We start from the raw sequence: 14,617 nt of genomic DNA, 5'->3' as shown, positions 1-14,617 counted from the left end.
CGACCCGCAGACAGGCGGCGGTCAGCCGGGCGTCGTGGGAGGCGTCCGGGTCGGCGGCGACCTCGGCGAGGCCGCGTACCTGCCGGGCGCAGTCGTCGAGGGCCACCATGACCTGCCGGGCCCGGGACTTACGGGCGCGCAGCGGGCTGAGCGGGTGCAGCAGCGGGGCGATCGACATCCGCAGTCCGACCAGCACCGCTTCGAGTTCGGCCACCCGGGGCGCGGGGTCGGCGGCCGGATCGCCCGCGAGCCGCCGCGCGGACTCGGCGGCGCACTCCCGTACGCCGTGCAGGGCGCGCCTGATCCAGGCGTCGGTCGCGGCGTGCGTGGTGACCGGCAGGACGGCCGTGACGGCGAGGGCCGCGCCGAGGGCGCCGATGACGGTCTGCTCCAGGCGCAGCGCCAGCAGCCCCGGGTGGAGTACGCCGAGGAGCCCGTACAGCAGTCCGGCCATCAGCGTCACGAAGAACATCATCCAGCTGTAGGAGAGCGGCGCGGTGTAGAAGATGCCGAAGACGCAGGCGGCGACGAGGGCGGCGGTGGGCGCGGGCGCGCCGTGCAGCGGTACGGCGATCAGCAGCCCGGCCGCGATACCGCACACCGTGCCCAGGATCCGGCGGAAGCCGCGGACCAGCGTCTCGCCGCGCGAGGCCGTGTTGACGAAGATCCACCAGGCGGTGCCGACGGCCCAGTACCAGCGCTCTCCGGAGACGACCTGCCCGACGGCGAGCGCGAAGCCGCAGGCGGCGACCGCCTGGACGGCCTGCCGGGTGGCCGGATGGGCCGGCCCCCGCCCGGCCGACAAGGGCGCGGGTGCGGCGGCGGGCGGCAGGGAGCGGCGCTCGATGCGCCAGACACCGAACCGCACACCGGCCGCCACGGCCAGGGCGAGCAGCACCGCCGCCGCCAGCCGCGGCAGCTCGCCGGGCACCGCGTGCAGGAACTGGGTGGCGAAGAACATCATGAAGGCGAAGATGCCGAGCGCGTTGCCCCGGGGCCCCCGGCGCCGGGCGGCCACCCCGCAGAAGACGACCGCGAGAAAGGCCGCGTCACGCGCGAGCGGCCGCCCGTGCAGCGCGGTGGCCAGGGCGAGCACCGGCAGGCCGACCACCGGGAGCAGCACGGTGGTGACCGCCTGCCCCCGCACCGTGGGATCGGCGACGGTGAACAGCGCGAGCAGCGCCGCGAGCCCGCCCGCGATCGCGGCGGTCAGCGGCAGACCGGTCGCCGCCACGGCGGCCACGGCCAGGCCGATGCCGAGGACGGCGCGCGCCGAGGTGCGCAGCCGCAGTCGCCCCGGGTCCGCGGCCACGAACACCCCTACGAACGCCCTCTTCAACACCGCTTCCCCGCTCCCCTGACGCCCGTACGTGAAAAAGGCGCCGCGGAATCCGCAGCGCCATCGACGGCGTCATCACAGCATGATCGCGCCGCTGGCTCAACAGCCGCGGAGATCGCTGAGCCATTGGTACAGCCCGGGGCGTGTTTCGCATACCAGAGGCGGGCCAATGGACCACGGGCGTCGGGGTTCCCCGCAGTAAGATCGCTCCCATGGCGGCAGCGGTGGACGCGCTGGACGCGAAGATCCTGCGGCTGCTCCTGGAGCAGCCGCGCACCAGTGTGCGCGAGTACGCCCGCGTCCTGGGCGTCGCGCGCGGCACCGTACAGGCGCGGCTCGACCGCCTGGAGCGCGACGGGGTGATCACCGCCTATGGGCCGAGCGTGTCCCCGGCCGCCCTCGGCCATCCGGTGCTGGCCTTCGTCCACATCGAGGTCACCCAGGGCCATCTGGACGACGTCGGCGACGCGCTCGCCGAGGTGCCCGAGATCATCGAGGCGTTCTCGATCACCGGCGCCGGGGATCTGCTGACCCGGGTCGTGGCGCGGGACAACGAGCATCTGGAGGACGTCGTCCAGCGGCTCATCCAGCTGCCGGGCGTGGTCCGCACCCGCACCGAGATGGCGCTGCGCGAGCGGGTGGCCCACCGGGTGCTGCCGCTGGTCGAGGCGGTGGGGCGGGCGGCAGCCACGACCGGACGGGACCGGGCCGCGGGAGCCCGCCGGGAGGGCTGACCGCCCCGCTTGGCATGCTGGTGCCCATGACGCCCCGCACCACGCCCCGCGCCTCCCGCACCCCCGCGGTCCTCTTCGACCTGGACGGCACGCTCGTGGACAGCGAGCCGCACTACTACGAGGCGGGGCGGCTGACCCTGGAGCGGTACGGGGTCACCGGCTTCACCTGGGAGCAGCACTCCCGTTTCATCGGGATCGGCACCCGCGAGACCCTGGAGACCCTGCGCGCCGAGTACGGTATCGACGCACCCGTGGACGAGTTGCTGGCCGTCAAGAACCGCCACTACCTGGAGCTGGTGACCACCTCCGCCACGGCCTTCCCCCAGATGCGCGCGTTCGTGGAGCGGCTGCACACCGCCGGGCACCCCCTCGCCGTCGCGTCCGGGTCCTCCCGCGCCGCGATCGAGGCCGCGCTGGAGGCCACCGGGCTGGGCTCGCTGCTGGCCGTGCGGGTCTCGGCGGAGGAGGTCGGCCGCGGCAAACCGGAGCCGGACGTCTTCCTGGAGGCCGCACGCCTGCTGGGCGCCGCCCCGGCCGAGTGTGTGGTGGTTGAGGACTCCGCGCCCGGGGTCGAGGCGGCGCACCGGGCCGGGATGCGGTGTATCGCGGTGCCCTACGTTACGGACGGCCAGACGCCCGACGGCGACGCGGGCGCGGGCGGCGCCGCGTTCGCCTCGGCCGGGCTGGTCTTCGCGGGCGGCCAGCGGGAGTTCGACGCACAAATCGCCTACGACTGGGTCGCGCAATCGAACTGACGCCCCGATTTCCGTCCCTCCGTCACCCGATGGAATGATGCGCTCGCCCGCGAAATTCCTAGAAGATGGAGGGCATATGAGGAGATTAGGGGGAACCGCGGTGCGTCGCTGGGGAGCGGCCGTCATCGCATCCACTGCGGCCGTATCGGTCGTGCTGCCGGTATCGACCGCGCAGGCCGCCGGCGGTCCGTCGGGGATCAGCGCCAAGGGTGCTTATCTGCTGGACAACAGCGCCAACAAACAGCTGTGGGCCAAGGCCGCCGACACCAAGCGGCCGATGGCGAGCACCACCAAGCTCATGACCGCGGTCGTGGTGCTTGACAGCCGGGGGCTGAATCTCAGCAAGAAGGTCACCGTCAAGCAGTCGTACATCGACTACGTCGCCCGGGTCGGCGGCAGCAAGGCGGACCTGAAGAAGGGCGACAAGCTCACCGTCAAGCAGCTGCTGTACGGGCTGATGCTGCCGTCCGGCTGCGACGCGGCCATGGCGCTCGCCGACACGTTCGGCACCGGTGACACCACGGCCAAGCGCACCAAGTCGTTCATCTCGCAGATGAACAAGAAGGCGTCCGCGCTGGGGATGACCAAGACCCACTACGACACCTTCGACGGCATCTCGTACGGGGGGCAGAACTACACCACCCCCCGCGACATGGCCAAGCTCGCCCGGCATGCGCTCGGCAACTCCACCCTCTCCACGGTCGTCAAGTCCGTCGACACCGTGCAGAAGGCGCCGGCGGCCAACGGCAGGACGAGGACGTACTCCTGGAACAACACCAACCGGCTGCTGGGTTCGTACAGCGGCGCGATCGGCATCAAGACGGGCACGGGTACCGCGCCCGGCAGGTGCCTCGTGTTCGCCGCCAAGCGGAACGGGCGCACGGTGGTGGGCGTGATTCTCAACGCCCCGAAGCGGTACCCGGACGCCAAGAAGATGCTCGACTGGGCGTTCAACTCCACCACCACGGTGAAGTGGCGCCAGCTCCCCAAGGGCGCGCAGCAGGACTGATCCGTTCAGTCCCCTTGCGCCTGTGAGCGCGTGACGCCCCGTCCGGACCGGTTCCGGGCGGGGCGTCGCGCCGTACGCCCGGCGCCGGCGTGGGGACCGGTCCCGACCGCGCCTGTCTACCGTGACCGGCATGCGGATCACCTGGAAACACGTCGTCGGCTTTCTCGCGATCTCGGTTCTCGCGCTCCTGATCACGCTGACCGGACCCTGGGCCGGGGCGTGGAGCACCGCGGCCGACGCCGCGTCGCCCCCGGCATCCTCGGCGTCCTCCGCTCTGACGTCCGCCCGGCCGGACGCGACCCCGCGCTGCACCCGGCACGCCACCGGACCCGCCGACGCGGCGCGCTCGGCGCGGCCGGGCGATGTGGTCTGCTTCGACGGCAACCTCTCCGGGCGCCGGCTGGTCATCACCAAGGGCGGCACACCACGCCACCCGATCGTGTACTCCGGGGACGGGGACTCCGTGAAGGGGATCACGGTCGAGGCCGATGACGTGGTCGTCGAGGGCTTCCGGGCGGTCCGTCCCCAGGCGCCGGGGGTCGAGCTGACCGGCGACCGGATCACGCTGCGGAACACCACCGTGATCCGCCCCAGGGGCGGGGACGGCGACGGCATCCGCTTCTTCGGCGACGATCTGACCATCGCGCACAACACGGTGCGCGACACCGACAACAGCGGTGGCCGCCACGCCGACTGCATGCAGACGTTCGCCAGCGACACCCCGCCCAGCCACCGGGTGCGCATCGAGGGCAACCGCTGTGAACAGGTCGACAACATGTGCCTGATGGCCGAGGGGCCCAACGACGCCGAGGGCGACGGGCGGGGCACCACCTCGGACTTCGTCATCAAGGACAACTTCTGCGAGACGCTGCGCGCTTCGCAGGCCCTGATGTTCGAGGACGTCCAGAACGTGACCATCACCAAGAACACTTTCGCCACGCCCACCCATCACGCCATCGGGCTTGCCATCCACTCCACCGGAGCCCATGTCAGCGGCAACAGGCTGCACGCCGGTATCCGCTACGAGGTCGGTATCGACGCCTCGTCCCGGCTGGGCTACGAGGGCCCGGAGCCCGGCGGAGCGCCGTAACAGCCAGGGGGAAGGGGGCAGGCGGGGGACGCGGTCCGCAGGGGTGGCCGCGTCCCCCGCCTCGCCGCACGCACGCCACCGCACCGCCTCGCCGCGCCTGCCCTCGGGTCGCCTGCTCTCCACACTTGAGGGGGTTCTGTGAGTGCGGCTGAAACGCTGTGTGCCCGACTCCTCACGCAGTAAGTTCGGTGCGCGCGCCCAGTCGTGGCGCGATCCGGTTCCTGTGTGAGAGGGAGTGTCTCTAGTGCGCCCGGGTGGGAAGGTCGGCAAATACCGGCTCACGAAGGGGCCCGTCAACGGAGGCAGGGGCGCGGTCTGGTTCGCCGTCGACACCGAGCTGGACCGGCCCGTCGTACTCAAGCGGACGCTGGCCGAGAACAACAGCCGGGCCGCCTTCGACGAACTGCTGGCCGAGGCCCGCGCGCTGGCGAAGTTCAGCCATCCCAATGTGGTCACCCTCTACGGTGCCGAGCGCGCCGGCTGGGGGCCGAAGGCCACCTTCTGGCTGGTAATGGAGCATGTGACCGGAGGCAGCCTCAACGGTACGGCCCGGCTGCCCGCGAAGCTCGCGGCCCACATCGGCGCCCAGATCGCGAACGCGCTGGCGGCGCTGCACACCAAGGGCATCGTGCACTGCGACGTCAAACCGCACAACGTCGTGATCACCGAGGACGGGGTCGCCAAGTTGGCCGACTTCGGCGCCGCGTACCGCATCGACGGCAGCACGACGAACACGCCGAGCGGCTCGTTCAGCCTCACCCCCGCCTATGCCGCCCCCGAGGCCTTCCAGGGGGCGCCGGAGCGGGCGTCGGATCTGTTCTCGCTCGGCGCCACGGTCTACGCGCTGGTCACGGGCGAGGCGCCGCCGCGCGGCCCCCGGCGGACGATCCGGACCGAGGCGCTGGGCGACCTGGTGGAGGACGGGCCCCTGCGCGAGGTGCTGACCGCGCTGCTCCAGCGCGATCCGGGGCGGCGGCCCGGCGCGGAGGAGGCGCAGCGGGCGCTGGCGGAGGTCGCGGGGCCGGTGGACCAGCTGCCGCGGGTGCCCCTCGAAGAGGTGACCAAGCCGTATCCGCCTCCCGAGGGACCCGGTGAGCACAGTGAGCACGCGGCGGCGGGGGCGGCCCGGCTGCCGTCCCTGCTGCGGCGCCGCCCCCTGCTCACCGGGGGCACGGCCGCCACGGTCGTGGCGATCGCCGCGGTGGCCACGGTGCTGGGGCTGCACGACGGGGACGGGGGCGGCCCCCCGGCCCACGCCGACGAATCCCCGACCGCCACGCCGACCGCCACGGCCGGCGGCGGCTTCGGCCTCGGGGACCCCCGCACGGTCGATCCGTGCGCGCTGCTGAGCACCGGCTCGTTCGAGCGGTTCGGACACCATGCCCAGCTGGATCCGCAGTACGGAAATTACGACCGCTGTGATGTCGTGCTGAGCTCGGACGACGACGATATCGTCGATGTGACGGTGGACCTCGACACCGAGGATCCGCCGAGCGCCGCGGTGACGAGGACGTCGGGGAAGGTCGGCGTCGTCACGGAGCCCGCCGAGAGCGGCTGGTGCGGTCGCACGCTCGTGCTGTCGGGTGTGCGCGACACCGTCATCAGGGTCGCGGTGAAACTGACCGAAGACGTCAAGGCACCGCTGTGCGATATCGCCGACGCCGCCGTCGAACACGCGGTCACCGTGCTCAACCGGGGCGAGGTCCCCCGCCGTTCGCCGAAGCTCCCGGCCGACTCGCTGGCCCAGCAGGACGCCTGCGGGCTGCTCAACGGCCGGGAGCTGGAAGTCGTCCCGGGCATCGACGCCCGCGACCCGGACGTCGGTTTCGGCCGGTGGACCTGCGACTGGGCGAGCACCACCAACCGTATGACGGTGCGGCTGGCGTTCGACCAGGGCATCCTCTCGATCCCGGACAACGCCCGGTTCACCGAGCTCGCCGGACACGACGCCGTCGTGATGCCGGAGTACGAGGGCGACGGCAGCTGCACCATCGATGTGTTCGACCGCCCGTATCGGAGCCGTGACGACAGGCCGACCGAGCGGCTGCGCCTGGAGGTCGGCGGGGCGCGGGCCAAGGACCGGCCCTCCTGCGAGACGGCGACCGACCTGGCCCGGTCGGCGACCGCCGCGCTGTCGGCCGGCTGACCCACGTCCGAGCGGGGCACCTCCCTGCGGGACACCTCCGAGCGGGAGGGGTCCCGCCGTGGGCGGGGCACAGTGGACCCGGCACGGCACGACTCAAGGAGGCAGCGATGCACAGCCACCGCCCCGAGACCCTGGCGCGCGGCGCCGAACCCGCCCGGCCCGGCACGCTCCACGCGCGCTCGGTCATCGCCGACATCAGCGTCCCGCCGGTGCCCGGCCGCGTCGTCCGGTTCGGGCGCGGCGGCCGGCCCGATGTGGATCTGTCCGTCGCCGAGGGCGATCTGCGGGTGAGCCGCCGCCATGGCGAGCTGACGTACCGCGAGGGCAAGTGGTGGCTGCGGAACACCGGGCAGCAGCTGGTCCGGCTGCCGCGCGGCCGGATGATGCATTCGAGCTCGGGCCCGATCCCGCTGGAAACGGGGTATACCCCGCTGTTCGTCAGGGGCTCGGGCTACCGTGAGCACCTGGTCGAGCTGTATGTGACGGACCACGACGAGCGGGGCGGCGGCGCGCGCCAGGAGGACGCCACCCTGCCGCCCAAGCGGTGGCCGCTCGACGACGAGGAGCGGTTGCTGCTGGTCGTGCTGGGCCAGCACTATCTGCTGTACGAGGAGTGCCCGCGGCCGCTGTCGTACCGGCAGGCGGCCATGGAGCTGGACTATGTGTGCGGCGAGGGCGTCTGGGGCGAGCGCCGGATCGAGCGCAAGGTGGGGGCGGTGCGCCGCCGGATCGAGCGCGGCGGGGACTTCCCGTACTCGGTGCTGCGCGAGGACGACGGCGCGGGGCCCAGCGACCACAATCTGCTGCACAACCTGCTGCGGGGGCTCGTCGAGTCGACGACGCTGGTGCCGCCGGACCTCGAACTGCTGGACGGCGATGTCGACGACTGAGGACGCTGATCGTTAAACGCGGGCGATGCCACGATCATTCGATCTGATGAGTCACATCCGCCGTCCGCATCGCCGCCGTTCAACGCCCCCTAGCGTGCTGGGTGTTCGCGCCGAACCCCCGTTTTCCCCCGCACGCAAAGGAGACACGGCTGATGTCGGTAGACGCGGCCAGCGAAGCGCAGCCGGAGCGGCAGGAGCAGCTCAGCCTCGGCACCGCCGCCGCACGCAACCTCGCCACCACCACCAAGTCCGTTCCGCAGATGCAGGGGATCACCTCCCGCTGGCTGCTCAAGGTGCTCCCCTGGGTGCAGACCGACGGCGGGGTGTACCGGGTCAACCGGCGCCTCACCTACACCGTCGGGGACGGCCGTATCGAGTTTGTGCAGACCGGTTCGCGGGTGCAGGTCATTCCGCGTGAGCTCGGGGAGCTCGCGGTGTTGCGCGGCTTCGAGGACGTGGGCGTGCTGACGGCGCTCGCCAACCGTTTCGTGCAGCGCGACTTCGAGGCCGGTGAGGTGCTGGCGGAGGAGGGCACCGCGGCCGATCACATCTATCTGATCGCGCACGGCAAGGTCGTCAAGACCGGCAGCGGTCCGTACGGCGAGCCGACCCGGCTCGGCGTGCTGGGCGACGGCGACCGGTTCGGCGAGCAGTGTCTGCTCAGCGCCGATTCGACCTGGGAGTACACCGCCAAGGCCGCCACCGGCGGCACCCTGCTCGGGCTGCCGCGGCGGGAGTTCACCTCGATCCTGGAGGGCTCGCCCGCCCTCCAGGCACATGTCGCGGAGTTCGCGGCGCTCCCCCAGCAGCGGCAGAACGCGCGCGGCGAGGCCGAGATCGCGGTGGCCTCCGGCCATGCCGGCGAGGTCGATCTGCCCGGCACGTTCGTCGACTACGAGCTGCGTCCGCGCGAGTACGAGCTCAGCGTCGCCCAGACCGTGCTGCGGGTGCACACCCGGGTGGCGGACCTCTACAACAAGCCGATGAACCAGACCGAGCAGCAGCTGCGGCTGACCATCGAGGCCCTGCGGGAGCGGCAGGAGCACGAGATGATCAACAACCGCGAGTTCGGTCTGCTGCACAACGCCGAGTACGCGCAGCGGATCCAGACCCACTCCGGTCCGCCGACCCCGGACGACCTCGACGAACTGCTCTGCCGCCGCCGCGGCTCCCGGTTCTTCCTCGCCCACCCGCGCACCATCGCCGCCATCGGCCGCGAGCTGAACTCCCGCGGGCTGTACCCCGACCACGTCGATCTGAACGGCAATATGGTGCCCGCCTGGCGCGGGGTGCCCATCCTGCCCTGCAACAAGATCCCCATCACCAAGGAGCGCACCAGCTCCATCATCGTCATGCGTACCGGAGAGGACGACCAGGGCGTCATCGGGCTGCACCAGACGGGGCTGCCCGACGAGTACGAGCCCGGTCTGTCCGTGCGGTTCATGGGTATCGACGAGAAGGCGTTGATCTCCTATCTCGTCACCGCCTACTACTCCGCGGCCGTCCTGGTGCCGGACGCGCTCGGCGTCCTGGAGAACGTCGAGATCTCCCACGGCCGCGACTAGCCGTCCGTCCCGGAACACGAGAGAGGTGAGGTGAGAGGCGCGGATGTCACAGCCCTTCGAGCTGCCGGACTTCTACGAGCCGTATCCGGCCCGGCTGAATCCCCATCTGGCGGCGGCCCGGGACCACTCCAAGCGGTGGGCCCTCGAGATGGAGATGATCGAGGGGTCGGGCGTCTGGGACGAGGCCGACTTCGACTCCCATGACTACGCCCTGCTCTGCGCCTACACCCACCCGGACGCACCGGCCGAGGTGCTGGCCACGGTGACCGACTGGTACGTCTGGGTGTTCTTCTTCGACGACCACTTCCTGGAGAGCTTCAAGCGCAGTCGGGACATGGCCGGTGCCAAGGCCTATCTCGACCGGCTGCGGGCCTTTATGCCGGTGCTCCCCGCCGCCCGCGCCGCCCGCGCCGCCGGGGAGCCGGCGAACGCGGTGGAGCGGGGCCTTGCCGACCTGTGGGCCCGTACGACACCGGCCATGTCCGGCGGGTGGCGCCGGCGGTTCGCGGAGGCCACCCGCCATCTGCTCGAAGAGAGCATGTGGGAGCTGTCCAACATCAGCGAGGGCCGGATCGCCAACCCGCTGGAGTATGTGGAGATGCGCCGCAAGGTCGGCGGCGCTCCCTGGTCCGCCGGGCTCGTGGAGTACGCGGCGGGCGCCGAGGTGCCCGAGGCGGTGGCGGCCAGCCGGCCGCTGCTGGTGCTTCGGGACGCCTTCGCCGACGCCGTACATCTGCGCAACGACCTGTTCTCCTACCAGCGCGAGGTCGAGGACGAGGGGGAGCTCTCCAACGGCGTGCTGGTCTTCGAGCGGTTCCTCGGCTGCGACACCCAGGCGGCCGCCGAGGCCGTCAACGACCTGATCACCTCGCGGCTCCAGCAGTTCGAGCACACCGTGTTCACCGAGCTGCCGCCGCTGTTCGTGGAGTCCGGTCTGGACCCGCGGTCCTGCGCGGACGTCCTGACCTACGCCAAGGGGCTGCAGGACTGGCAGGCGGGCGGGCATGAGTGGCATATGCGCTCCAGCCGCTATATGAACGGCGGCGGGGCCGGCGACCCCGGTGGCCCGGTGCCGGGCGGCCCGCTGGGCCTGGGCACCTCGGCGGCCCGGATCGCCACCTCGCTGGCGGCCACCCTGCCCTTCCGGCTCAGGAGCCATGCGCAGCCGCCGCGCCGGGTGGTCGGGCCGGTGCGGATCCCGGATCTCCATATGCCCTTTCCGGCGCGGCTGAGCCCCCATCTGGACCGGTCCCGGGAGCACATCATGGAGTGGGGGTGGCGGATGGGCATGCTGGATGTGCCGCCGGGCCTCCCCGGCTTCGGGGTCTGGGACGAACACAAGCTGAGGGCCTTCGACTTCGCGCTAGCCGCCGCCGGCATCCACCCGGACGCCACGGGCGAGGAGCTGGATCTGACCACGGGCTGGCTGACCTGGGGCACATACGCGGACGACTACTACCCCATGGTCTTCGGGCGCGCCTTCGACCTGGTCGGCGCCCGGGTGTGCAATGAGCGTCTGTCGGCCTTCATGCCGGTGGACTCCACCGCCGTGCCCACCCCGGTGACCGCGCTGGAGCGGGGTCTGGCCGACCTCTGGTCGCGTACGGCGGGGCCGATGACGGTGGAGGCGCGCCGCGCCTTCCGCTCCACCGTCGAGGACATGACCGGCAGCTGGCTGTGGGAGCTCGCGGGCGAGATGGAGCGGCGCGTCCCCGACCCGGTCGACTACATCGAGATGCGCCGCAAGACCTTCGGGGCGGACCTGACCATGGCCCTGTCCCGGCTGTCCCACGGCCGGACGCTGCCGGCGGAGGTGCTCCGGGCCCGGCCGGTCCAGGCCATGGAGCACGCGGTCGGGGACTTCGCTGGGCTGCAGAACGATCTCCACTCCTTCCGGAAGGAGGTCGAGTTCTCGGGCGAGATCCACAACGGTGTGCTGGTCGTCCAGAACTTCTTCGGCTGCGGCACCTCTGAAGCCCTGCATATCGTCGCCGACCTGGTCAACTCCCGGATGCGCGAGTTCGAGCGGATCGTCTCCACCGAACTGCCCGCGCTGGTCGAGGATCTGGCGCTCGACGCCACGGTCCGGGCCACGCTCGACGGTTACACGCGCGAGCTGCAGAACTATATGTCCGGGGTCCTCGTCTGGCACCGGCAGACCCCCCGCTATGCGGAGTCCGAGCTGCGCCGCCCCGTGGGCCTGCCGCCGCGCACCTCGTACGGCCCCACGGGGCTTGGCACCGCGGCCGCCCGTCTCGCCGCGACGCTGGGCGGCGGACGGGCGGCGGCAATCGGCTGACAGACAGGGGCTGCTCGACCATCGCTCCCTCGTTGCCTTCCCCCTACACTTGATCTTGGCTCACGGCGCGGGGCGGAGGGAGACGGTCCATGGGACTCGACCGTACGGCCGTGGTGACGGCGGCGCTGGAGCTGCTGGACGACGTGGGTCTGGACAGACTCACCATGCGCGGGGTGGGCGCGCGGCTGGGCGTGCAGCTCAACACCGTGTACTGGCATGCCTCCAGCAAGCCCCGGCTGCTGGAGCTGATGGCCGACGCCATGCTCGAAGGGTGCGCCGACGCCCCGCTCCCCGAGGCGTGGGACGAGCGGGCGCATACGCTGGCGCGGCGCTACCGCGCGGCGCTGCTCGCCCGCCGCGACGGGGCGCGCCTGGTGGCCGGGACCCATGTCGCCGAGGAGCACGCACTGCGCTTCGCGGACGCCCTGACCGGCGCGTTTCTCGCGGGCGGCCGCGCTCCGGCCGAAGCGGCCTGGCGGACCTGGGCCCTGGTGTACTTCACGGTCGGCCTCGGCCAGGAGGAGCAGGCCGCGCCCCTGGGGGTGGAGCCGCTGCTGCGGGCCGCCGCGGGCGGGCGGTTCCCGTCCCTGGCCGCCGGGGCCGACCGGATCACGGACTTCGAGGAGCGGTTCCGGCACGGTGTCGAACTCATGGTGCAGGGCCGTGGATCCGGCGGGCGGCGCCGTCCCCGCTAACCAGAGAAGATCCGAGGTCTCGCCCGCCTGACAGCCTTTCGTACCGGTATCGACCCGCCACCACCCCCTGCCCATCCGATGTTTATCGTGCGCGAGGGGTTCCGGTTCCCCTCAAGGGACTGCATCATGCCCAAGGGTTCAGAGCGTCGAACTGGAGGCATGTACGTGACCACGTCTGCGATGTCATCCACACCGTCCAGAAGATCGGTCCTCGGCGGCGCCCTTGCCGCCTCCGCCGGTGCCACCGGGCTCGCCGCGGCGCCCGCCGCATACGCCGCCGAACCCGCCGAACCCACCGCGTCCGGCGCCCGCGACCCATGGGCCGAAGTACTCGACGACGCCGACATGGTGTGGCAGAAGCTGCCGACGACCTGGTACGAGGGCCCCTTCCTCGGCAACGCCCGCCTCGGCTCCGGCATCTACGCCGAACCGGGCGGCGCCAACGCCATCCGCTTCAACGTCCAGCACAGCGAGGTCCAGGACCACCGACCCGAGTTCGGCTCGCTGTTCGGCCTGGCCCGGCTGCCCATCGGCTGGTTCACCCTGGAGCCGGTCGGCACCATCACCGCCGTCGACTGGCGGCTGCGGCTGCGCGACGCCGAGCTGACCGGCACCATCACCACCGACAAGGGCACCCTCACGCTGCGCGCCCTGGTCCACAACTCCCGCTCGCTGATGGCCGTCGAGGTCACCCCGAGCGCCGGTGAGGCCGCTTTCCGCTGGGTCTTCCACCCGGCCGAGGCGATCAGCCCGCGGGTCGCGTTCAAGCCGGTCCCGGACGGCTACACCGGCAACCCCCCGGCCACCGTGGCCGAGCACGAGGGTGTGCACACCGCGGTCCAGTCCCTGCTGGCGGGCGGACAGCATGTGACGGCCTGGCGGGAGCGCAGCTCCTCCCGGCGGCGGACCCTGTATGTGACGGTGGCGCACTCCTTCCCGCGGACCACCGCCCTGGGCGCCGCGCTGAAGGCCGTACGGTCGGCCGCCGCGCTCTCCTACGACGCGCTCGCGGCCACCCATCGCCCCTGGTGGCACGCCTACTACCGGAAGAGCTTCCTGTCCCTCCCCGACGCCCGGCTGCAGCGCTTCTACTGGATCCAGCTCTACAAGGTCGCCGCCGCCGCCCGCGCCGACGCGCCCGTGATGGCCACCTGCGGGCCGTGGCTGGAGTCCACCCCCTGGCCGAACACCTGGTGGAACCTCAATGTGCAGCTGGAGTACTGGCTGATCCACGGCTCCAACCACCTGGAGCTCGACGCCGTGACCCGGGCGCTGAGCGAGTACCGTGACAACCTCTCCAACCAGCTCGACGCCCCGTACCGCAAGGACTCGGCGGGCATCCCGCGCACCACCGACCCCCAGCTGGTCAACGGCGGCGACGCCGCGAACGGCGGCTACGCCGTCGGCATCCCCGGCCAGGACCCGCCCACCCCCGAGGTCGGCAACCTCACCTGGGCGCTGCACAACGTATGGCTGAGCTACCGCCACACCATGGACACCGCGATCCTGCGCGACGTCCTCTTCCCGCTGCTGCGCAAGGCCATCACCTACTACCTCCACTTCCTCACCCCCGGCAGCGACGGCAAGCTGCATCTGCCGGCCACCTTCTCGCCCGAGTACGGCGTGAACGCCCCGGACTGCAACTACGACCTGATGCTGCTGCGCTGGGGCTGCGCCACCCTGCTGGAGTCGGCGAAGACGCTGGGCATCGACGACGAACTGGCGCCGCGCTGGCGGGAGGTGCTGACCAGGCTCACCCCGTACCCGGTCGACGAGAACGGCTACATGATCGGCGCCGGGGTCCCCTTCGCCAAGTCCCACCGCCACTACTCGCATCTGCTCGCGGTCTACCCGCTGTACGAGGTGACCTGGGAGGACCCGGCACACCGCGAGCTGATCGAGACCTCGCTCGACCACTGGGTCGGCTTCGAGGGCGCGCTTCAGGGCTACACCTTCACCGGCGCCGCCTCCATGTCCGCCCAGATGGGGCGGGGCGAGGACGCGCTCAAGTACCTGGGCGAGCTGATGCGCCGCTTCATCCAGGCCAACACCATGTACAAGGAGTCAGGACCGGTCATCGAGACCCCGCTGTCGG

The 14,617-nt window shown here is 71.7% G+C and carries 11 protein-coding genes; 10 read left to right on the top strand and 1 reads right to left on the bottom strand.

Annotated elements, in window-relative coordinates; genetic code table 11:
* Window positions 1-1,342 (bottom strand): FUSC family protein (locus tag CCN51_RS13345; RefSeq protein ID WP_245881610.1); only part of this gene is annotated, 1,342 nt, incomplete at its 3' end.
* 209 nt (window positions 1,343-1,551) lie between these two features.
* Between CCN51_RS13345 and CCN51_RS13340 the strand changes: the two genes are divergently transcribed.
* From CCN51_RS13340 to CCN51_RS13295, 10 genes are all read left to right on the top strand, one after another.
* Window positions 1,552-2,073: an Lrp/AsnC family transcriptional regulator gene (locus tag CCN51_RS13340; RefSeq protein WP_014174661.1), complete on the top strand. Its 522-nt coding sequence runs from the start codon at window positions 1,552-1,554 to the stop codon at window positions 2,071-2,073.
* Window positions 2,074-2,099: 26 nt separating this feature from the next.
* Window positions 2,100-2,828 carry an HAD family hydrolase gene (locus CCN51_RS13335; RefSeq protein WP_043489439.1) on the top strand — a complete coding sequence of 243 codons (729 nt, stop codon included), beginning with the start codon at window positions 2,100-2,102 and terminating at the stop codon, window positions 2,826-2,828.
* 76 nt (window positions 2,829-2,904) lie between these two features.
* Window positions 2,905-3,837: a D-alanyl-D-alanine carboxypeptidase family protein gene (locus CCN51_RS13330; RefSeq protein WP_055413881.1), complete on the top strand. Its 933-nt coding sequence runs from the start codon at window positions 2,905-2,907 to the stop codon at window positions 3,835-3,837.
* A 130-nt stretch (window positions 3,838-3,967) separates the two neighbouring features.
* Window positions 3,968-4,927: a right-handed parallel beta-helix repeat-containing protein gene (locus CCN51_RS13325; protein WP_014174664.1), complete on the top strand. Its 960-nt coding sequence runs from the start codon at window positions 3,968-3,970 to the stop codon at window positions 4,925-4,927.
* A 244-nt stretch (window positions 4,928-5,171) separates the two neighbouring features.
* Complete coding sequence (locus CCN51_RS13320) at window positions 5,172-7,073, top strand: serine/threonine-protein kinase (RefSeq protein ID WP_014174665.1); 1,902 nt, start codon at window positions 5,172-5,174, stop codon at window positions 7,071-7,073.
* 107 nt (window positions 7,074-7,180) lie between these two features.
* On the top strand, window positions 7,181-7,963 hold the full coding sequence (locus CCN51_RS13315; RefSeq protein ID WP_014174666.1) for an FHA domain-containing protein: 783 nt from the start codon (window positions 7,181-7,183) through the stop codon (window positions 7,961-7,963).
* 152 nt (window positions 7,964-8,115) lie between these two features.
* Complete coding sequence (locus CCN51_RS13310) at window positions 8,116-9,528, top strand: family 2B encapsulin nanocompartment shell protein (protein WP_014174667.1); 1,413 nt, start codon at window positions 8,116-8,118, stop codon at window positions 9,526-9,528.
* Between the two features lie 43 nt (window positions 9,529-9,571).
* Window positions 9,572-11,827 carry a family 2 encapsulin nanocompartment cargo protein terpene cyclase gene (locus CCN51_RS13305; protein ID WP_014174668.1) on the top strand — a complete coding sequence of 752 codons (2,256 nt, stop codon included), beginning with the start codon at window positions 9,572-9,574 and terminating at the stop codon, window positions 11,825-11,827.
* Window positions 11,828-11,916: 89 nt separating this feature from the next.
* Window positions 11,917-12,522: a TetR/AcrR family transcriptional regulator C-terminal domain-containing protein gene (locus tag CCN51_RS13300; protein WP_014174669.1), complete on the top strand. Its 606-nt coding sequence runs from the start codon at window positions 11,917-11,919 to the stop codon at window positions 12,520-12,522.
* A gap of 180 nt (window positions 12,523-12,702) precedes the next feature.
* Window positions 12,703-14,617: glycosyl hydrolase family 95 catalytic domain-containing protein (locus CCN51_RS13295; RefSeq protein ID WP_170061303.1), on the top strand; the 1,915-nt coding region annotated here is incomplete at its 3' end.

This window comes from Streptomyces milbemycinicus (assembly GCF_002154605.1).
Lineage (GTDB): Bacteria > Actinomycetota > Actinomycetes > Streptomycetales > Streptomycetaceae > Streptomyces > Streptomyces milbemycinicus.
This window is presented reverse-complemented; position numbering and strand designations above follow the sequence as displayed.

What these genes read in the sequence shown, in the direction of transcription:
- CCN51_RS13340 (WP_014174661.1), top strand. Translation starts at nt 1,552, where the DNA reads ATGGCGGCAGCGGTGGACGCGCTGGACGCGAAGATCCTGCGGCTGCTC.
- CCN51_RS13335 (WP_043489439.1), top strand. Translation starts at nt 2,100, where the DNA reads ATGACGCCCCGCACCACGCCCCGCGCCTCCCGCACCCCCGCGGTCCTC.
- CCN51_RS13330 (WP_055413881.1), top strand. Translation starts at nt 2,905, where the DNA reads ATGAGGAGATTAGGGGGAACCGCGGTGCGTCGCTGGGGAGCGGCCGTC.
- CCN51_RS13325 (WP_014174664.1), top strand. Translation starts at nt 3,968, where the DNA reads ATGCGGATCACCTGGAAACACGTCGTCGGCTTTCTCGCGATCTCGGTT.
- CCN51_RS13315 (WP_014174666.1), top strand. Translation starts at nt 7,181, where the DNA reads ATGCACAGCCACCGCCCCGAGACCCTGGCGCGCGGCGCCGAACCCGCC.
- CCN51_RS13310 (WP_014174667.1), top strand. Translation starts at nt 8,116, where the DNA reads ATGTCGGTAGACGCGGCCAGCGAAGCGCAGCCGGAGCGGCAGGAGCAG.
- CCN51_RS13305 (WP_014174668.1), top strand. Translation starts at nt 9,572, where the DNA reads ATGTCACAGCCCTTCGAGCTGCCGGACTTCTACGAGCCGTATCCGGCC.
- CCN51_RS13300 (WP_014174669.1), top strand. Translation starts at nt 11,917, where the DNA reads ATGGGACTCGACCGTACGGCCGTGGTGACGGCGGCGCTGGAGCTGCTG.